Origin of the sequence: Streptomonospora nanhaiensis (assembly GCF_026642255.1) — a bacterium.
Lineage (GTDB): Bacteria > Actinomycetota > Actinomycetes > Streptosporangiales > Streptosporangiaceae > Nocardiopsis > Nocardiopsis tropica.
Window position 1 is genome coordinate 4,370,631 of the sequence record NZ_CP113264.1, and the last position, 18,219, is coordinate 4,388,849.

Below are 18,219 nucleotides of genomic sequence, written 5' to 3' on the forward strand. Positions count from 1 at the left end.
GCGGGATGTGGCGGCGCGGGGAACCGTGTTCGGCCGGGGCCGCCGGTGGTCGGTCCGGCCCCGGCCGTGGGCGTTCCGGCTACTCGGACGCCGCGGTGTAGTAGTAGGGCTCCTCGTCCTCGTCGTACTCCTCGTCATCGTCGTCCCTGCCGGCGTCCAGGTCGAGCTCGACCCCGGATCCGGCGAACGCGGCCCTCACCCGCTCCACCGTCTCCTCGCCCAGGAAGTGGTGGTGCAGGTCGAGCCGGCGCAGACCGGAGAAGGCCCCGGCCCGGTCGACGAGCTCCTGTGCGCCCTTGTCCGTGAGGATGCCCAGGGACAGGTCGAGGACCTCCAGGCCCGCGAGAACGGGGGCCTCGGCGAGCACCGGGACCCACTCGGCCCACTTCTCGGCGTTGCGCACCCCCAGGTACCGCAGCCGGGGGAACGCCTCTCCCGAGAGCACCGGCGCCAGGTCCTGCGGGGAGGTGCTGCCGCCGTAGTCCTCCATCCCCAGCCACAGCTCCAGGTGCTCCAGCGCGGGCAGCCCCGAGGACGCCACCTCGCGTACGACCCGGCCGGGCAGACCACCGCTCTGCAGGGTGAGGGAACGCAGCGAGGCGTGCGAGGGCACGTGCAGTCCGAGCCGGCCCTCCATGCCGTCGGCGCCCTTCACGGTCAGCGCCTCCAACCGGGGGAAGGCGGCCACGAGCGGCGCCAGGTCGGGCTGGGAGATCCAGGAGAGCTCGCACTCGTCGAAGGTGATGTCGCCGAAGAAGACCGAGCGCAGGTTCGGCAGCGCGTCGGCGTGCTCGACCAGCAGGTCCGCGGCCTGGTACATGCCTCCCTCATTGGCATAGGACCATTCGCCGATGACCAGTGCCGTCAGCTGCTCGGCGTCCACCTCGGACAGGAACCGGGCGAGGTAGTCGGCGCACTCGTCCTCGGGGGGTGTCCGCAGGCCCGCGCTGGTCCGCAGCCGCCAGGCTGTGGCGGCGGGGTCGTGCGGGTCGCCGCCCTGCTCCCGGATGCGGGCGAGCCGCTCCTCCCACGTGCCGCTGGCGGGGAACTCGACCACGGGCAGGCCCGCGAACTCGGTGAGGTCGGACATGGGGGTTCTCTTCTCAGGCTTCAGGGGGCGAAATGTCCCCCATGCCTAGCAGTTCCGAGGGACAGACAGGAGATCGGGAGCCTTCCGGTGCGGGACTGGCCGAAGGCGCACCTCTCCCCGCCACGGTCACAGCGCGTGTCCCCCGGCGACCTGCAGGACCTGCCCGGTGACCCATCGGGCTTGGTGGGAGGCCAGGTAGACCACGGCGTCGGCGATGTCGTCCGGCTCTCCGACCCTGCCCATCGGCACGGCCTCCCCCGCCCGGGCGACGAGCTCCTCGTCCATCCAGCCGGTCTGGACGGGCCCCGGGGCGACGGCGTTCACCCGGTAGTGGCGCTCCAGGGACGCGTGGGTCAGGGTGTCGACGGTGTCCGGCGTCTCGCAGTGGGCGGCGTTGTTGACCAGGACGTTGATCGGTCCGGCCCGGTCCGCGACCTCGCGCACGAGCCGGACGGGCCCGTCCGGCTCGGACAGGTCGGCGCCGACGGCGAAGGAGCCGTTGCCGAGTTCCTCCGCGAGCTCGTCCGCGGTCCCCGCGGCGGGGGTGACGTGGGCCCACCCGGCCCCGGCCGGCGCCGGAGGGTCGCGGTCGAGGTGGTGGACCGCCACGCGCGCCCCCTGGGCGGCGAACGCGCGGCTGATCGCCGCGCCGATGTTCCCGGATCCGCCGGTGACCAGGACGGTCTGTCCGGCGAGGCGGGTGTCGATCATCGTTGCCCCTTCGGTGGTTCGTCGGTCGGCCCGGTGCGGAGGCCGGCGTGCCCACACCCCACGCCCCGGCCGCGGCCCGACCCGCTGCGGGGGCCGGTACGCCCAGGGTTGCCCCGCCCGCCCGCAGCCGCAACCCGTTTGTCCGGGCACCGCACCCCCGCGGACCCGGCCTCCGGGGACTCCGCGGCCGCCTCAGCCCGGGGAGCGGGGGCGCAGCAGGTCGGGTTCGATGTAGATGATCTTCGCGATGGGCACGGCCTCGCGGATCCTGCGCTCGGCCTCGTCGATCGCGCGGGTGACACGCCGGGCGTCGTCCTCGGCGTCCACGGCGACCTTGGCCGCGACCAGCAGTTCCTCGGGCCCCAGGTGCATCGTGCGCATGTGGATGACGGCGTCGATGTCCGCGCAGTCCAGGATGGCCCGGCGGATGAGGCGGATGTTCTCCTCGCTGGCGGACTCCCCGATGAGCAGGCTCTTGACCTCCACGGCCAGGAGCACGGCGAACACCACGAGCAGCAGACCGATGGCCCCCGAACCCAGGCCGTCCCAGACGCCGTTGCCGGTGATCAGGGTCAGACCGACCCCGACCAGGGCGAAGGCCAGGCCGATGAGGGCGCCGGTGTCCTCCAGCAGGATCACCGGCAGCTCGGGGGACTTGGTGCGGCGGATGAACCCGAACCACCCCACCCGGGCGCGCGCCGACCTGGACTGGCGCAGCGCGGTGCGCAGAGCCGTCGCCTCCATCACGGCGGCCAGCAGCAGCACCACGATGGGCACCCACTGCCAGGAGGTGATCGGGTGGGGGTCGCGGATCTTCTCCCATGCCTCGTACAGGGCGAACAGCCCGCCGAGGGTGAACAGCACGATCGCCACGAGGAAGGCGTAGACGTAGCGCTCGTGGCCGAAGCCGAAGGGGTGCTCCGGCGTGGCGGTGCGCACCGACCGCCGTCCGCCGATGAGCAGCAGGATCTGGTTTCCGGAGTCGGCCACCGAGTGCACCGACTCCGCGAGCATGGCCGAGGACGCCGTCAGGAGATAGGCCACGAACTTGGTCACGGCGATCCCGAGGTTGGCCGCCAGCGCCATGACCACGGCCTTCGTGCTGTCCTCGGTACTCACCGCGTCGCCTCCTCGTCAGCTGCGGACCGACGGCCGGGCCGCGGCGGTCGCACCGCCGGCCTCCCGGGGCGCGGTGTCCGGAAGGCCCGCCCCGGACTTTCCCAGGTTCCGTGGCGGGCGGTGCACGTGCAAGCACCCCGCTGCCGTGTCGGACGGGACCGGGACGGGTCCCGGGCCGCGCGGCGCCGGGATGTCGGAGCGCGCTGGTAGGCAGGACACCTCACCCCTGCCCCCTCCGGGAGTCCCTGTGGTCTTCAACCACCATCTGTCCGAGTTCGCCGGCCTGCCCGTCGTGGAGTACCGCTCCGCCACGGCCTTCGAGGGCGCCTCCTCCGGCCCTCCGCCGGAGCTGCTCGCGGCCCTGGCGGACCCCGGTTCGGTGGCCTGGCGGCTCGACGACGCCAACGGGCAGGAGAGCGATTCCGACACCTCCCCCCTGGGCTACTACCGGCGGTTCGCCGAGGCGGTCGACCAGGACCGGGTCGCCGCGATCGTGATCGGGGACGTCTGCAACGCCTTCGTCTCGGAAGGCAACTCCGCCCTCGCGGAGTCCCTCGTGGAGGTCGCACCCCGCCTGAGCGGACTGCGCTCCCTCTTCTACGGAGACGTCACCTTCGACGAGTGCGAGCTCTCCTGGATCCGGCACGAGGACATGTCCTTCCTGCTGAGGGCCTTTCCGCAGCTGACGGAGTTCGCGGTGCGCGGCACCGAGGCCCTGTACCTCCATGTCCCCCGGCACGAATCCCTGCGCCGGCTCACCCTCCAGGGCGGAGGCCTGCCCGGCGAACTGGCCAGAGAGGTGGCCTCCTCCGGCTACCCCGAACTCGAACACCTGGAGCTGTGGCTGGGGGTGCCCGAGTACGGGGGCGACACCTCCCCGGGCGACCTCGCCCCCGTCCTGGGCGGAGAGGCGTTCCCCCGGCTGCGCTCGCTCGGTCTGTGCAACGCCCAGGACGTGGACGACTGGATCACCGTCCTGGCCGATGCCCCCCTCACCCGGCGGCTGCACACGCTGGACCTGTCCAGGGGCGCCCTCGCCGACGAGGGCGGACGGGCCCTGGCCGAGGCCGCGCCCGCCTTCGCGCACCTGGACCGACTGAACCTGCACCACCACTTCCTGTCCGAGGAAGTGGGTCAACGCATCCGCGAGGCCCTGCCGGGCGTGGAGATCGACCTGTCCGAGCCGCGAGAGCCCAGGGCCGCCCACAACGGTGACGGAGTCCGCTACTACACGGCGGTCTCGGAGTAGTCCCGGAACGTGCCCCGGCCGCCGCCGTCACGGCCGGAGTCGACGTGCGGGGATGTTTCGTCCGGTCCCTGCTCGACAACTTCGAGTGGGCCTACGGGTACGACCGCGGGTTCGGCATCGTGTCGGTCGACCACGAGACGCCGGAACGCACGCCCGAGGACGGCTGCCACTGGTACCGGCAGGTGGTGCGGGCACACCGGGAGCGCCGGACGGGGTGAGGCCACCGGGCGGGACGGGCTCCCAGGAGCGGTCCTGTGAGTCCGTGCCGTCCCGGGCGCCTCCGGGTCGGCGACCGCTCAGTCGGTCCGCGGCCCGCCTCCGGAGGTGCGGAGTTCCTCGTTGATCCGCTGCGCCTCCTCCAGCTGGTCCTCCAGGATGATGATCCTGCAGGCGGCTTCGATCGGGGTGCCCTCGTCCACGAGTTCGCGGGCGCGGGAGGCGATCCTGAGCTGGTAGCGGGAGTAGCGGCGGTGTCCGCCCGCCGAGCGCAGGGGCTCGATCAGCCGGGCCTCGCCCAGAGCGCGCAGGAAGGCCGGCGTGGTGCCGATCATCTCCGCGGCGCGGCCCATGGTGTAGGCGGGGTAGTCGTCATCGTCGAACCGGTTGGTTCCGGAACTGGTCAAGCGTTTCTCTTTCTCTCCTCATCGCACGCCGAGGACCCCAGCGCCGAACGGCGCTGGGGTCCGAGAGTTCAATACCATCTACCGGCTGCTGCCGGTCTTCCGCTTCCCGATGTGGAACTGGAACGGGAACGCGGGGATCGCGGTTGTGTGACCGTGGACCACCTTCTTCCGAACCGGGGCCTGCGGTACCCGAGCGGAACAACCCACACCCGGGCGATCCTCGATGGCATCTACTCCTCTCGATCTCACTGCGTGCACTTCACTCCTGCTGCGGCGCCCCCGTACAAGGGGGCGCCGGTACTGCAACTGCGGTCCTACCGGCCCCCGGTGCCGTCCAACGTCTTCTGCACCGGTCGAGCCCTACCGCGTCCTTCTTCACCGCCACGGCGTCCCCCGCGAAGACGGGACGCCGGTCCAACCGGCTGCCGGTGCCCTGATGCACGTGCGCACCGGTCGAGCCGACCTGCTTCGTTACTGCGCGGTCCCCCACGGGCGGGACACCGCTACTGCCACTGCGGTCCTACCGGCCCCCGGTACTGTCCGACATCTCCGTACCGGTCGAGCCCTACCGCGTCCTTCCCCACTACCCCGGCGCCTCCCGTGTCGGCGGGACGCCGATCCTGCTCCCCACCGGCGTTTCCGGTGGTCCACCTCGTGGATCCCTGTGGCTACGACAGGAAATGTATCAGCGGTCCCGGCGCATGTCTACTCTGGCCGATGGAGATTTTGGCTCGCCCTGTGGGCAGGTTTTCTGGAGCCGGCGCCTCAGCCCGCCCCCGCGTAGGCCGGGGCCTCCAAGAACGTCCGCAGCTGCTCGGCCAGCGGTTCGTCGAGGCTGTGCGGCGCGCCCCGGTGACGGGGGTCCCGGAACGCGCGCCGGAAGGCCTCGGGATCGCCGGTGAGGTCGGCGGTGGCACTCCTGAGGTCCTCCAGCGCCTGGCGGAGCCGTCCTGGCGTGCTCCCCCAGGCGGACTCGTAGGCCCGGAGCGCGCGGAAGAAGCGGACGCACGCCAGGTGGGTCGACTCTCGGTGGTCGTGGCGCTGGATGTGCTCGGCCATCGCGCGCGTCCTGCGGAGTGTGGAAGGCATTCGGTTCACTGCTTCCTGAGAAGAGGGGAACGGACACTGCTCAGGGGGCGGCCCGGCCGGAGCCGGGCCGCCGGGGGTTCAGGCGTCGATGCTGCGAGGCCGGCCGTCGCCCCGGCTGACGCTGATCTTGCGCGGCTTGGCCTGCTCGGCCACCGGGATGCGCAGGGTCAGGACACCGTCGGCGTAGTCGGCCCGGATGGCGTCGGTCTGCAGCGTCTCGCCGAGGAACAGCTGCCGCGAGAAGGTGCCGGAGGGGCGTTCGGCGACCACCACCGCCTCGCGGTCGCGCACGGCGTCGGGGCGCTCGGCGGTCACGGTGAGCACGTTGCGCTCGACCTCCAGGTCGATGGAGTCGGCGCGCACCCCCGGCAGGTCGAAGCAGACGACGAAGTCATCGCCCTCGCGGTAGGCGTCGATCGGCATGGTGGCCGGTCGTGACGCCTCCCCCAGGATCCGCTGCGTGAGGCGGTCGATGTCCCGGAAGGGGTCGGTACGCATCAGCATCATGGAAACCTCCTCTGTCCCTACGAGAAAACCTGATGCGAGGTGACGCAAGTTTTATACCTCAGGACACGGGAGATAAACAACCGTGTCCGATACAGGTTTTCTCAAGCCCGGAGGTAGGGTCGGAGGGCGCACCGATGGCTCGGCGAGGAAGGACGTGCTGATGGCAGAACCGCGGCCGGGTACCGCACGCGGCCTGTACACGATCTCCGTGGCCGCCCGGATGGCGGGGGTCGCACCACCGAGCCTGCGCTCCTACGAGGAGCGGGGCCTGGTCGCCCCGGCGCGCACCGAGGGCGGCACGCGCATGTACAGCAACGACGACATCGCCCGGCTGCGACGGGTCGTCGAGCTGGCGGCCCAGGGGGTGAACCTGGCGGGGATCGGTCGGATCCTGGAGCTGGAGGAGGAGAACACCCGCCTGCGCGACGGCCCTCCCGGGAACGGTTGAGGAGGTCTGCCCCCCGGCCCCGCCGCCGCGGCCGGTCCGCGGCGGCGCCCCCTCCGAGGAGCCCGGGTCCGCGACGCGCACCAGTGGGCCCGCTACCTCACCGAGGCCGTCCAGCTCTTCTGCCACCGCGCCGACGTCGCCTTCGCCACCCACCACCGGCCGACCTGGGGCGCGGACCGGATCGAGGGGTTCCCGACCGGGCAGCGCGACCTCTACGCCTACCTGCACGACCGGACGGTGCGCCTGGTCAACCGGGGCCTCACCCCCCGGGAGATCGCGGAGGAGCTCACGCTTCCTCCCGCCCTGGACCGGCAGTGCGCCAGCCGCGGCTACTGCGGGTCGCTGAGCCACAACGTCAAGAGCGTCCACCAGCACTGCCTCGGCTGACTCGACGGAAACCCCGCCCACCTGTGGGAGCACCCGCCGATCGAGGAGTCGAGGCTCTGGGTGGACCTGCTCGGCGGCATCGGCGGGACCCTCGCACGCGGACGCCCTCGCCGGCGAGGGCGACCTGCGCTTCGCCGCCACCCTGCTCAACCACGCGGTCTTCGCCGAGCCGGACCACGAGGGGGCGCGCCTGGCACCCACCATGACGAGGCAGCAGCTGGTCGGCGTCATCACCCGCCGGGACCTCCGGGGCATCGGGCACGAGGGGGGCCTCGGGGTGCTCCGCTCGCTGTTCGGCGTCCTGGAGGCGCCGGCCCCCGCCTTCGCCGTGGTGCGGCCCTGAAAGGGCGTCGCCCGGAGCCCCGTCCCCGCCCCGGACCGTCGCCGCCCGGGGCGGCACGACCGCGAGCGTACGGGGAGGGGCGCGGGCTCAGGTACGGTCCCGTGCCCCGGAACCGCTCCCGGCCGGTCCGACCGCGTCCACGGGGACTCGGCGGCCGTCCCCCGCCGACGCGGGGGCGGTCCCCGCGGCCCCCTGTCGGCGGGCCGCGGGCCTCAGCACGCGCTGGACGATGAAGTACTCCGCCACGAGGACGTTCACCAGGAAGGACGCCCACGCGCTCGCGTGGTAGACGTCGTCGAAGGTCAGGGACGGGAAGTAGTTCGCCTGGAGCGCCAGCCCGAGACCGAGGTAGATCCGCAGGCTCACGGAGGCGAAGGTGAGCGCGTAGTTGCGGATCATCCAGACCCGGTGGAGCCGGACCTCCCCACGGCGGATGGTCCGGAAGGCCTGGACGAGCGTGTAGAGCCAGGCCGCCGTCAGGATGAAGAAGGCGACCTGCACCGAGAACCCGCTGACGGAGAAGGCGGCGGCGAACAGGGCCGCCATCGACCCCAGCACCACGCAGACCATGTAGACCCGGCCGGCGACGCGGTGCGCACGCGGGTACCGGACGCGGAACCGGGTGAGGAACTGGAACGGCCCGATGAGCAGCGCCAAGGAGCTGGGGATCGCGTGCACGGCGATGGAGAGGTAGTGGGAGGCGACCCCGGGGTCGAGCGGGATCCTGTTGCGCTCCACGTCCCCGACAGCGTAGGGCTCCGCCGAATAGAGGGCGACAGCGGCGGCCGACACGGCCAACAGGCCCCAGAGCGTCCACCACCAGCGGCGGCGGGTCGACTTCGTCAGGTCTTTCACAGGCATCTCCACTGAGGACGGAAGGAAGGTGCCCCGGCCGCGTCGGGGGCGGGATCCGGCGCCGGAACGGCGCCCGCCGGGGCACAGGGCGTGTCACAGACACAGTCGCGTCCCCGTGCGGTCGTTCGCGTCGGTGAGAACCACCCAGTTCCCTCCCGGGCCGTCGGCGGGCGGCCGCGGAGCGGGACCCGCCCCTGAGGCGATCGACCGGACGGGGTGTCCCGTACGCGAAGCCCTCCCCTCCCCTCCGCCGCCTGCGCGCGGATCCGGGCGCCCCGGGGGCTTGCATCTCAAGCTGCTCGAGGTACCACAGTGGCTCCCATGAACGACAACGAGCTGTACCCCATCGGAGACGCCGCGCGCCGCAGCGGCCTGAGCGTCAGCGCCGTCCGCTTCTACGCCGACGCCGGGATCGTCGAGCCCGCGCACCTGTCCGGGGCGGGCCACCGCCTGTACGACGTCGACGCCATCGCCCGCCTGGAACTCGTCCGCACCCTGCGTGATCTGGACACCGACCTGGACGAGATCCGCCGCCTGCTCGAAGGCGACACGACCCTGCACAACCTGCTCACCACCCACCTGGAGATCGTCGAGCGCCAGGAGCGCACCCTGCGGGCCAGGAGGGCGGTGCTGCGGACCCTGATCAGGCAGGGCGGCACGACCGCGCAGGCCGACCTGATGCACAAGCTCGTCTCGATGACCGACGAGGAACGCGAGCAGACCATCGACGACTTCTGGAACGACGTCGGGGAGGGCCTCGACGTCCCCGACGGCTTCGTCGACCGGCTGCGCGCGATGCGGCCGATCCTGCCGGCCGACCCCACGGCCGCCCAGCTGGAGGCGTGGATCGAACTCGCCGACCTGGTGCGGGACCCGGCGTTCCGCGACGCGGTCCGCACCTACCTGCACGAGACCTACACCACGGACGAGTGGCAGGCCATGGCGACCGAGCCGATGCAGGAGTTCATCTACGAGAGCGGGGGACCGCTCGTGGAGGCGGTCCTCGCCGCCTACCGCGCCGGTGAGTCCCCCCGGTCCCCCTGGGCGCAGGCGGTGGTCACGCGCTTCATGGAGGCGGTCACGGCGGTGTCCGCCGACACAGCGCTCACCCCCGAGATCCGCAACCGGATGGCCGACGCCTACCGGCGGCTCCCCGACATCGAGCGCCAGATCGCCGAGGAGGACGCCGCCTCCGAGGACCCCGTCTACGACGACACCCACGGCCGGTACCTGTCCCTGGTGACAGTGGTCAACGGGACCGGGCCCGAGGAGGACACGCTGCCCTACGCCTGGATCGCCGACGCCATGCGCGCCCCGGACGACGGCGCCTGAGGGAACCCCGTGCGCCCACCCCGGGACGGGTGACGCGCGGGCGGTGTGCCGGGGGACGGCACACCGCCCGCGCGGGGCCGCGGACGGCGGCTTCCTCCCCTGTCCCGTCCGCGTCCCCCGGCGGGCGGCCGGAGCGCAGGACCGGGAACCGCGGGAGCGGAACCGCCCCGGGGCGCCGTTCCGCCCCCGCCCCGACACGCCCCACCCTCTCGCTCGGTGATTCTCCCGTCACCGATGGCTATCGTCGTGGAGTGCTCCAGCCCCGTTCGCCCTCTCAGGAGCCCGGTCGCACCGGCCGGTCCCCGGCGCAGCCCACCGCCCCCGTCCTGGCCCTGGTGGCGGTCCTCCTGCTCCTGGTCGCCGGCTGCACGGCCCCGACCCCGACCGCCGGCTCCTACCGGGACGCCGCCGAGCAGACCGTCACGGACCTCCTCTCGGCCGTCGGGACGGGCGTCCTGCTCGTCGAGATCCACCGGGGCGACAGGGCGTTCTCCCCCTACGCGGAGACCACCGCCGAGGACGCCGAGGACGCCGCCCGCTCGATCGCCGACACCTTCGGGACGCGCCAACCGCCCACCGCCGGGTCCGACGCCCTGCGGGCGGAGCTCTCCCCCCTCTGCGACACCGCGGTGAACGCGCTCGCCGACCTGCGCATCGCCCTGAAGAGGGACGACAGCGCCGCGGTCGAGGCCGCCGGGCGGACCCTCCGTGCCGTTTCGTCCGGACTCTCCGACCTCGAGGAGTCCCTCTCGTGAGGTGGCTGGCGGCCTTCACCCTGGGCCTGCTCACCGCCATCGGCGGCTTCCTGGACATCGGCGACCTGGTCGCCAACTCCGTGGTCGGCTCCCGCTTCGGGATGACCCTGGCCTGGGTCGTCCCCGTCGGCGTGGTCGGGCTGATGGTGTTCACCGAGATGTCCGCCCGCGTGGTCACCGCCACCGGTCGCGGGACCTTCGACCTGGTGCGCGAACGGCTCGGCGCCAGGGTCGGTCTCGCCAACCTCCTGGCCTCCTACCTCATCACCCTGCTCACCCTGTCCGCGCAGATGGGGGGTATCGCGCTGGCCCTGGAGCTCGCCAGCGGCATCCACTACCTGCTGTGGGTGCCGGTCGTCGGGTTCCTCGTCTGGATCGTGCTGTGGCGGCTGCCCTTCGCGTACATGGAGAAGACCTACGGCCTCCTGGGCCTGGCCCTCGTCGTGTTCGGTGTGGCCCTGTGGAGGATGGGCCCGGACCTGGGGGCGCTCTTCACGGAGGCGGTGTCCTTCTCCCCGCCGCCGAACGAGGGGGCGGCCGTGTGGTGGTACTACGCCATCACCCTGTTCGGGGCCGCGATGACCCCCTACACCGTCCTCTTCTTCTCCTCGGGCGGGGTCGAGGAGAAGTGGACCTCCGAGGATCTGGCCACCGCGCGCCTCAACGTCTTCTTCGGCCTCCCCCTGGGAGGGCTGCTGTCCCTCGCCATCATGGGCTGCGCCGCCGTCCTGCTCATGCCCGCCGGGGTCCAGGTGTCCGACCTGGGACAGGTCGCGCTCCCCGTCGTCTCGACCCTCGGCAGGCTGGGACTGATCGTGGTGATCCTCGGGTTCTTCGCCGCCACCTTCGGCGCCGCCCTGGAGTCGGGCCTGGCGGCGGGGTACGGCGTCGCCCAGTACTTCGGCTGGCACTGGGGGAAGACACTGCCGCCGGCGAGCGCCCCCTACTTCCACCTCGTCATCATGGTGAGCCTGCTGAGCGGCACCCTCTTCGTCCTCACCGGGGTCGACCCCATCACCGTCACCGAGTACAGCCTGGTCTTCTCGGCCGCGGCCCTGCCCCTGACCTACCTGCCGATCCTCGTCGTCGCCAACGACCGCGGCTACCTCGGCGACCAGGTCAACTCGCGCTTCACCAACATCCTGGCCTCGGTCTACCTGGTGCTGCTGTGCGTGGTGTCGGTGGCCGCCATCCCCCTCATGCTCTACACGAAAGCGGGGCAGTGAGATGTCCGACGAGGCGGACGGAACGATCTTCCGGATCGGGTTCACCGTCCTGGACCGCCAGGTGGTCGACCGCGGGGGCGAGAACCTGGGCAAGGTCGACGACGTGGAGTTCACCTGGCGGGAGGGGGAGGCGCCGGCCATGACGGCCCTGATCATCGACGCGGCCTCCCTCGGCGGACGGATCGCCGGGCGGTTCGGCCGGTTCTGGGAGACGGTCCTGGAACGGATGCGCCCGCCGGAGGAGGCGCCCACCCGGATCCCCCTCACCGACGTCGAGGAGTTCGCCCCCACCACGGTGCTGTCCACGGACGCCCCGCCGGGGATGCGCCCCCTGGAGGCGTGGATGGCACGCCACCTCATCGGCCGCATCCCCGGGGGGCGGCGGTGAACCGGCTGCGCGCGGGCGCGCTCCTGGGGCTGCGGATCGTCGACTGCAACGGGAAGGACGCGGGTTCGGTCCAGGACATCGTCGTCCGTCACAGCGGGGGCGCGTACACCGTCCTGGGACTGGTCGCGGGGCGTTCCGCGCTCGCCGGACGCTTCGGGTTCGGGGACTCCCTGGAGGCTCCCACCCCCTGGAGGCATCTGCTGGGGTGGTTGCGGCGCCACGAGCGCTACGTCCGGTGGGAGGACGTCGTGGCCGTGGAGGAGGACAGGGTCGAGATCGCGGTGGAGCGCAGGGCTCTGCCCCGCGGGTGGCGCGGCCGGCCCTGACCGGCGCCGCGGCACCGCGCTCCTCCGGAGAGGGGCGGGCCCCTGTCAGCTCCGTGCCTCCCCGGAGGCACCGCTCCGCCGGTCGTGGTGCTCCAGCAGCCGGGCCAGCAGCCCGGTCAGCACCTGCCGCTCCTCGGGCGCCAGCGGGGCCAGCAGTTCCTCCTGGGTGCGGGCCAGCCGCTCCTCCAGCACCCGCAGCTGCCTCCTGCCCGCGGCGGTCAGCGAGACGATGTTGCGCCGCCGGTCAGAGGGGTCCAGGGCACGCTCGACCAGTCGGCGGTCGGAGAGCTCGTTGACCGTCGCGACCATGTCGCTGACGTGGATGCCGCTGCGGCGTCCCAGTTCGGCCTGGCTGGCCGGGCCGGACTCCTCCAGCGTGGCCAGCAGGCGGTAGTGGTAGCCGCGGGCGCGCACGGACGAGAACCCGTCGGCCACCAGGCGGTGCGCGTGGTGGGCGGTCTGGGTGAGCAGCCAGCTGGGCGTGCCCTCCCAGGCCGCGGGCGTCTTCTCCGGTGGGTTCTCCATGCCTGGAGTCTAACGAACCGTTGGTGACTCCAATGATTGTGCTACCGTTCGTGACCCAAACGTTTGGTGGCCAAACATTCATGTCGCCAATGAATCCCCGGAGCCAGGACCATGATCAAGCCGTTCCGCATCGACATCCCCCAGGCCGACCTCGACGACCTGGCCGACAGGCTCTCCCGCACCCGCTGGCCCGACGAGGTCGCCGACGCCGGGTGGGACTACGGCTTCCCGCTGGCACGGCTCCGGGAACTGGCCGAGTACTGGCGTACCGGCTACGACTGGCGCGAGCACGAGGCCGGGCTCAACGAGCTTCCGCACTTCACCACCGAGATCGAGGACCAGACCGTCCACTTCGTCCACGTCCGTTCCCCGAGACCGGACGCGCTCGCGCTGGTCCTCACCCACGGCTGGCCCGGCTCGTTCCTGGAGTTCCTCGACGTCGTCGAACCGCTCTCACGCGACTTCCACCTGGTGATCCCCTCCATCCCGGGCTACGGCTTCTCCGGGCCGACCCGCGAGCGCGGCTGGGACACGGTCCGGATCGCGCGGGCCTGGGCCGAGCTGATGCGCCGCCTGGGGTACGAGCGCTACGGGGCGCAGGGCGGCGACTTCGGGTCGGGCATCTCCACCGCGCTCGGCGCGGTGGCGCCCGAACAGGTCGTCGGGGTGCACGTCAACTACCTGCCGACCAGGCCGGACCCGGACGCCGGCATCGAGCTGTCCGAGGAGGACGAGGCCCGTCTGGACAAGGTCAGGCACCTGATGGCGAACCGCCCGCCGTACCAGGCCCTGCAGGCCGCGACCCCGCAGACCATCGGCTACGCGCTGACCGACTCGCCGGTCGGCCAGCTGGCCTGGATCGCCGAGCGCTTCGCCCAGTGGACCGACCCCCGCTCGCCCGTCGACGACGAGCGGATGCTCACCGGCGTCTCGCTGTACTGGCTGACGGCCACCGCGGCCTCCTCGGCGCGGCTGCACCGCGACGCCCGGCGGCGGACCGAGCCGTGCCCGGTACCGGTCGGCGTGGCGGTCTTCGCCCACGACATCACGCAGTCGGTGCGACCGCTGGCCGAGCGGCTGTACGACATCAGGCAGTGGTCGGAGTTCGAGCGCGGCGGCCACTTCGCCGCGATGGAGGTGCCGGACCTGCTCGCCCGGGACGTCCGGGAGTTCTTCCTGGCCCTCCCCGGGAAGGACTGACACCGGCCGCCGCGCCGGGCCCGCGCGCCCTCCGGGGGGCGCCTGTGCGTTTCGCTGTGCCGCGTCCTCCTCCCGCCGCCGCGTCCCGACAGCGGCGCGGGCCCTACCCCTCCTCGTCCAGGGCCGGACCGTGCTCCAGGAGGTGGTGGACGAACGCCGCCGTGCCCTCGGTGAGGGTGGAGAAGTCCGCCGCGACGAGGACGGCGTGCCGCGGCGCCCACGGTTCGTCCAACTCGTACAGGGACGCGGGAGAGACACCGTGGCGCCGGGCCGCCCCCCGCGGCACCACGGCGTACCCCACACCGGTGCAGGCCACGGCGCAGACGGCCCCGAGCGAGGGCAGCCGGACCCGGTAGGCGGGCTCCGTCCCCGCCGCGTGCGCCTGCCGGTCGACGAGGTCCTGCAGAGGGCTCCCCCGCAGGAGGCCGACCACGGGTTCGCGGAGCAGGTCCGCCAGACGGAGCGGCCTCCGGGGCGGGGAGGAGGCCGGGCCGACGGCGACGAGGTCGTCGTCCCACAGCCGGCGGGTCTGGCAGGCCGCGCCCGCGGGCACCGAGGAGACGACCGCGATGTCGGAGAGCCCGTCGAGGACGTGGGCGACGGCCGCCTCGCTGCTCAGCTCGACCAGGGTGACCGCGGTGTTGGGCAGGCGGTTGAGCGTGGCGGCGAGGAACTCGGTGAGGGCGTCGGCGGCGGAGCTGTTGGTCGCCAGCCTGACGCTGTTCTCCAGCCCCCGGGCGCGGGCGGCCATGCCCGCCTCCAGCTCCCGGGCGCCGTCGAGCAGGACCAGGCCCCTCGCTGCCAGGGCCTCGCCGGCCGGGGTCGGCGTCACCCCCCGGTGGCGGCGGTCGAGCAGCCGCAGCCCGTAGTGCCGTTCGAGCGCGGTGATGCGGACACTGGCGGCCGACAGCGATATCCCGCACCGCTGGGCCCCGTCCGTGATGGAACCCGCCTCGATCACCTCCACGAGCAGCGCGAGGTCGCTCAGGTCGGCCACCCCCATCGGTCCTGCCTTCATCTTCTGGGCACCCCTCTTCGTCCGGCCTCAACGCAAGCTCCGGGCCCATGGGCGAGAATCCCCGGGAGCCGCTGCCCCGGGCGGCTCCGGGCGAGCACGGAGGGAGAGGTCCATGGTGGTCACACGGGACGGCCGGTGGCGGTGGCCGCGGCCGGAGGCGCGCCGTCCGGGCGGGCTACGGGCCATGCTAGAGGCGTGGCGGCGGCCGTCGGCCGGGTCCGCGGAAACCGCCTACCGGGAGCAGCTCCACGTGATCGTGTGGCTGTTGGAGGACGGCCGGCCCGAGGAGGCGTCGAGGGTGGCGTGCGAGGGGCCCTGGATGCCCGGCGGAGGGTGGGGCCGCCCCCGCCGCTGAGGGGGCCGGGAGCCGGAGCCGCCCCGGGCCCTCAGCCCCCGGCGGGAACCCGCCCCTGGGCCCCCAGCTGGTGCGAAAGCTCGGCCGCCGCCTCGCGGACGGCCGCGATGACGCCGACCAGGCCCGTGCCCCGGAAGTGCGTGGCCGGGCCGCCCAGGCTCACCGTGGCCGCCAGGTCCCCGGAGGAGTCGAACACGGGGGCGGCCACGGCGCCCACGTCCTGGAGGAAGTCCTCGTCGCTGACGGTGTAGCCCTCGGACGCGATCTTCTTCAGCTCACCCCGCAGGACCCCCGCGTCGGTCAGGGTGTGCGGGGTGTACCTGCGCAGCGGCCGGGACAGCCACCGCTCCCGCAGCGCGGAGGAGTGGGCCAGCATCGTCATCGGCCCCGCCGCCGTGTGGAAGGGCAGCACGCTGCCGACGGTGATCTGCTTGACGGTCAGCGGCCCGGCCCCCTCGACGAGGTCGATGCAGACCGCCCCGTCCTCGGAGGGCACCATCAGGTAGGCGGTGTGGCCGAAGCGCGCGGACAGGTCCCGCAGCAGCGGTGCGGCCTCGTCGCGCAGGTTGAGCTCGGCCAGCGCCACGGACCCCACCGCGAACAGCCTCATGTTGACCTTGTAGGCGCCGTCCGCGCGCTGGCTGACCCAGCCGGCCTGCACCAGCGTGGCCAGGAGGCGGTGCGTGGTGGCCTTGTTCAGGCCGGTCCGCTCCGCCAGCTCACCGAGCGTGAGCGCGGGCCGTTCGTGGGTGAAGCACTCCAGGAGCCGGCAGGCACGGAGCACCGCGTTGACCGTGCCCTTGGAATCAGCGGCCGATTCACCGTCGATCATCGCCACTGAGGAGACCTCCTAGCACGCTCCGTCGTCGATGACAGGGTAACGGCCGGTTCGCGGCGCTCCCGCCACCGTGTGCGGGCCCCGGGTGCGGGGCCTCCCGCCGGTTCAGCGCCCATGGCCGTACTCCGCGCGCATCCGCTTCTTGTCGAACTTGCCCACGCCGGTCTTGGGCACCTCGTCCACCACCACGAACCGGTCGGGCAGCTGCCAGCGCGGGATCTGCGCCCCGAGGAAGCTCCGCAGCTCGTCGGGGTCGAGCGGTTCACCGTCCGTGCTCGAGAGGACGGCGACGGGCCGCTCTCCCCAGACCTCGTCGGGGACCGCGATGACGGCGGTCTCGTTCACCCGCGGGTGGGCGGCCAGCCTGTTCTCCAGGTCGACCGAGGAGATCCACTCCCCTCCGGACTTGACCATGTCCTTGGCCCGGTCCACCAGGGTCACGTATCCCCGGGCGTCGACCGTCACCATGTCCCCCGTGCGCAGCCAGCGGCGCCCGTCGGGGGAAGCGGTGAAGGAGGCGCTGTCGTCCTTCTCCGGGGCGTGGTAGTGGTCGACGACGAAGGGGCCGCTGATCTCCAGCTCCCCCACCGCGGCGCCGTCGCGGGCGGCCTCGCGCCCCTCCGCCGACGAGCGCACGGCCAGGCCCGGCAGGGGTCGGCCCTGCGTGCGCCGGGCGGCCGAACGCACCGCCCCGTCGGGGGTGCACGGTTCCGACGCGACCAGTCCGACCGGCGAGCACTCGGTCATGCCCCAGGCGTGGACGGGCCGGATCCCGAGGCCGGTGAGCGCGTCGAGCAGGCTCTCCGGGGCGGAGGAGCCGCCGATGACGATCCGGTCCATGGTCGCCAGTGCGTCTCCTGGCGCCCGCCCCTCGTGGAGCGCCCTGACCACGGCGGCCCACACGGTGGGGACGCCGGCGGCGAACGTCGCCCGGGAGTCCCGGATGAACCCGGTGAGGCCGAGCGGGTCCAGGTGGCGTCCGGGGAACGCCAGCCCGGCCCCCGCCACCAGGCCGGCGTAGGGCAGGTTCCACGCGTTCGCGTGGAACATCGGCACGACCGGCAGCACCACGTCGTGGTGGCCGATGGCGAACGCGTCGGTCCCGCACAGCGTGAGCGCGTGCAGGTAGACCGACCGGTGGCTGTAGACGACCGCCTTGGGGCGGCCGGTGGTGCCGGACGTGTAGCAGATGCCCACGGCCTCGTTCTCGTCGCGCGGGCGCCACCAGCCCCGCCGCTCGGGGACCGGCCGGGTCTCCAGCCGGTGCACGGCCGCGCCGCCCTGGACGGCGGGGAGGTCGGGGGCCTCCCCCATGACGAGCACGTGCTCGACCGTGTCGGGAAGGTCGACGGCGGACCAGGACTCCCACAGGGCGCCGTCCACGAGCACCGCGCGGTCTCCGGCGTGCGCGAGCGTGTAGGCGACCTCGTCGGCGCCGAGGCGGATGTTCACCGTGTGCATGACCATGCCCGCCCCGGGGATCGCGATGTAGGCGCGCATGTGGTCCAGCGTGTTCCAGGCGTAGGTGGCGACCCGGTCGCCGGGTCGGAGTCCGAGCCCCTCCAGGTCCTCGGCGAGCCCGCGGGCCCCGGCGAAGAGCTCGGCGTAGTCCAGTCCGCGGACTCCTCCGGGTTCCCGACCGGTGACCTCGCGGTCGGCGAAGACCGCCTCGGCCCGCTCGAAGACGTGGTGCAACCCCAGGGGTTCGGTCTGCATCGCGGAGATCATGGAGGCTTCCCCTCTTCGTGGTGGACCGGAATGCGTTCCATTTTTTACTGATCCGGTCGGCATCGCGATCGGAGCAGATCGCCGACACAGACCGTTTCAGCACGTAG

At 72.7% G+C, this 18,219-nt stretch carries 22 protein-coding genes and 1 pseudogene; 12 read left to right on the forward strand and 11 right to left on the reverse strand.

Features of this window, described 5'->3' with window-relative positions:
• Positions 1-79 precede the first annotated feature (79 nt).
• The 3 genes from OUQ99_RS18990 to OUQ99_RS19000 form a co-directional block, all read right to left on the reverse strand.
• Complete coding sequence (locus OUQ99_RS18990) at positions 80-1,090, reverse strand: STM4015 family protein (RefSeq protein WP_267945122.1); 1,011 nt, start codon at positions 1,088-1,090, stop codon at positions 80-82.
• A gap of 126 nt (positions 1,091-1,216) precedes the next feature.
• On the reverse strand, positions 1,217-1,801 hold the full coding sequence (locus OUQ99_RS18995; protein ID WP_267945123.1) for an SDR family NAD(P)-dependent oxidoreductase: 585 nt from the start codon (positions 1,799-1,801) through the stop codon (positions 1,217-1,219).
• Between the two features lie 192 nt (positions 1,802-1,993).
• Positions 1,994-2,920 carry a cation diffusion facilitator family transporter gene (locus OUQ99_RS19000; protein ID WP_267945124.1) on the reverse strand — a complete coding sequence of 309 codons (927 nt, stop codon included), beginning with the start codon at positions 2,918-2,920 and terminating at the stop codon, positions 1,994-1,996.
• Positions 2,921-3,167: 247 nt separating this feature from the next.
• Between OUQ99_RS19000 and OUQ99_RS19005 the strand changes: the two genes are divergently transcribed.
• Positions 3,168-4,169 (forward strand): STM4015 family protein, encoded by a 1,002-nt coding sequence (locus OUQ99_RS19005; RefSeq protein WP_267945125.1) that lies wholly within the window; start codon positions 3,168-3,170, stop codon positions 4,167-4,169.
• Between the two features lie 11 nt (positions 4,170-4,180).
• Positions 4,181-4,387, forward strand: a pseudogene (locus tag OUQ99_RS19010) (family 1 glycosylhydrolase); the annotation flags it as partial.
• A gap of 78 nt (positions 4,388-4,465) precedes the next feature.
• On the opposite strand, the gene OUQ99_RS19015 reads toward OUQ99_RS19010, so the two are convergent.
• From OUQ99_RS19015 to OUQ99_RS19025, 3 genes are all read right to left on the reverse strand, one after another.
• Positions 4,466-4,738: a MerR family transcriptional regulator gene (locus tag OUQ99_RS19015; RefSeq protein ID WP_267950419.1), complete on the reverse strand. Its 273-nt coding sequence runs from the start codon at positions 4,736-4,738 to the stop codon at positions 4,466-4,468.
• An 819-nt stretch (positions 4,739-5,557) separates the two neighbouring features.
• The gene (locus tag OUQ99_RS19020) at positions 5,558-5,881 is read right to left on the reverse strand and encodes a hypothetical protein (protein ID WP_267945126.1); all 324 of its coding nucleotides are present in this window, start codon (positions 5,879-5,881) and stop codon (positions 5,558-5,560) included.
• Between the two features lie 78 nt (positions 5,882-5,959).
• Positions 5,960-6,388 (reverse strand): Hsp20/alpha crystallin family protein, encoded by a 429-nt coding sequence (locus tag OUQ99_RS19025; protein WP_276567167.1) that lies wholly within the window; start codon positions 6,386-6,388, stop codon positions 5,960-5,962.
• A 160-nt stretch (positions 6,389-6,548) separates the two neighbouring features.
• Between OUQ99_RS19025 and OUQ99_RS19030 the strand changes: the two genes are divergently transcribed.
• The 3 genes from OUQ99_RS19030 (at position 6,549) to OUQ99_RS19040 (ending at position 7,566) form a co-directional block, all read left to right on the forward strand.
• On the forward strand, positions 6,549-6,836 hold the full coding sequence (locus tag OUQ99_RS19030) for a MerR family transcriptional regulator (protein WP_267945127.1): 288 nt from the start codon (positions 6,549-6,551) through the stop codon (positions 6,834-6,836).
• 237 nt (positions 6,837-7,073) lie between these two features.
• Positions 7,074-7,223, forward strand: a complete 150-nt coding sequence (locus tag OUQ99_RS19035; RefSeq protein WP_267945128.1) for an alkyl sulfatase dimerization domain-containing protein — start codon at positions 7,074-7,076, stop codon at positions 7,221-7,223.
• Between the two features lie 202 nt (positions 7,224-7,425).
• Entirely contained in the window at positions 7,426-7,566 is a 141-nt protein-coding gene (locus OUQ99_RS19040; protein WP_267945129.1) for a hypothetical protein, read from the forward strand.
• Positions 7,567-7,653: 87 nt separating this feature from the next.
• Here OUQ99_RS19040 and OUQ99_RS19045 read toward each other — a convergent pair whose 3' ends face one another.
• Positions 7,654-8,427, reverse strand: coding sequence for a DUF2306 domain-containing protein (locus tag OUQ99_RS19045; protein WP_431061429.1), 774 nt, complete (start codon positions 8,425-8,427; stop codon positions 7,654-7,656).
• Positions 8,428-8,742: 315 nt separating this feature from the next.
• Here OUQ99_RS19045 and OUQ99_RS19050 point away from each other — a divergent pair, with 315 nt between their 5' ends.
• The 5 genes from OUQ99_RS19050 (at position 8,743) to OUQ99_RS19070 (ending at position 12,448) form a co-directional block, all read left to right on the forward strand.
• Positions 8,743-9,753 carry a MerR family transcriptional regulator gene (locus OUQ99_RS19050; RefSeq protein ID WP_267945131.1) on the forward strand — a complete coding sequence of 337 codons (1,011 nt, stop codon included), beginning with the start codon at positions 8,743-8,745 and terminating at the stop codon, positions 9,751-9,753.
• A gap of 251 nt (positions 9,754-10,004) precedes the next feature.
• Positions 10,005-10,508 (forward strand): hypothetical protein, encoded by a 504-nt coding sequence (locus OUQ99_RS19055; protein WP_267945132.1) that lies wholly within the window; start codon positions 10,005-10,007, stop codon positions 10,506-10,508.
• A complete protein-coding gene (locus tag OUQ99_RS19060) occupies positions 10,505-11,734 on the forward strand; it encodes an NRAMP family divalent metal transporter (RefSeq protein ID WP_267945133.1) in 1,230 nt (409 codons plus the stop codon). The genes OUQ99_RS19055 and OUQ99_RS19060 overlap by 4 nt, the downstream gene beginning before the upstream one ends.
• Before the next feature lies 1 nt (position 11,735).
• Complete coding sequence (locus OUQ99_RS19065) at positions 11,736-12,122, forward strand: hypothetical protein (protein WP_267945134.1); 387 nt, start codon at positions 11,736-11,738, stop codon at positions 12,120-12,122.
• Positions 12,119-12,448, forward strand: coding sequence for a PRC-barrel domain-containing protein (locus OUQ99_RS19070; protein WP_267945135.1), 330 nt, complete (start codon positions 12,119-12,121; stop codon positions 12,446-12,448). Before OUQ99_RS19065 ends, OUQ99_RS19070 begins: the two co-directional genes overlap by 4 nt.
• Before the next feature lie 45 nt (positions 12,449-12,493).
• Here the strand turns inward: OUQ99_RS19070 and OUQ99_RS19075 are convergent, their stop codons facing one another.
• Positions 12,494-12,973 (reverse strand): MarR family winged helix-turn-helix transcriptional regulator, encoded by a 480-nt coding sequence (locus OUQ99_RS19075; RefSeq protein WP_267945136.1) that lies wholly within the window; start codon positions 12,971-12,973, stop codon positions 12,494-12,496.
• 111 nt (positions 12,974-13,084) lie between these two features.
• Here OUQ99_RS19075 and OUQ99_RS19080 point away from each other — a divergent pair, with 111 nt between their 5' ends.
• Entirely contained in the window at positions 13,085-14,173 is a 1,089-nt protein-coding gene (locus OUQ99_RS19080; protein WP_267945137.1) for an epoxide hydrolase family protein, read from the forward strand.
• Between the two features lie 103 nt (positions 14,174-14,276).
• Here OUQ99_RS19080 and OUQ99_RS19085 read toward each other — a convergent pair whose 3' ends face one another.
• Positions 14,277-15,191, reverse strand: coding sequence for a LysR family transcriptional regulator (locus OUQ99_RS19085; RefSeq protein ID WP_267945138.1), 915 nt, complete (start codon positions 15,189-15,191; stop codon positions 14,277-14,279).
• 184 nt (positions 15,192-15,375) lie between these two features.
• Between OUQ99_RS19085 and OUQ99_RS19090 the strand changes: the two genes are divergently transcribed.
• Positions 15,376-15,546, forward strand: a complete 171-nt coding sequence (locus OUQ99_RS19090) for a hypothetical protein (protein WP_267945139.1) — start codon at positions 15,376-15,378, stop codon at positions 15,544-15,546.
• A 31-nt stretch (positions 15,547-15,577) separates the two neighbouring features.
• Here the strand turns inward: OUQ99_RS19090 and OUQ99_RS19095 are convergent, their stop codons facing one another.
• The gene (locus tag OUQ99_RS19095) at positions 15,578-16,378 is read right to left on the reverse strand and encodes an IclR family transcriptional regulator (protein ID WP_267950421.1); all 801 of its coding nucleotides are present in this window, start codon (positions 16,376-16,378) and stop codon (positions 15,578-15,580) included.
• A gap of 111 nt (positions 16,379-16,489) precedes the next feature.
• Positions 16,490-18,100, reverse strand: coding sequence for an AMP-binding protein (locus OUQ99_RS19100; protein WP_267945140.1), 1,611 nt, complete (start codon positions 18,098-18,100; stop codon positions 16,490-16,492).
• Positions 18,101-18,219 lie beyond the last annotated feature (119 nt).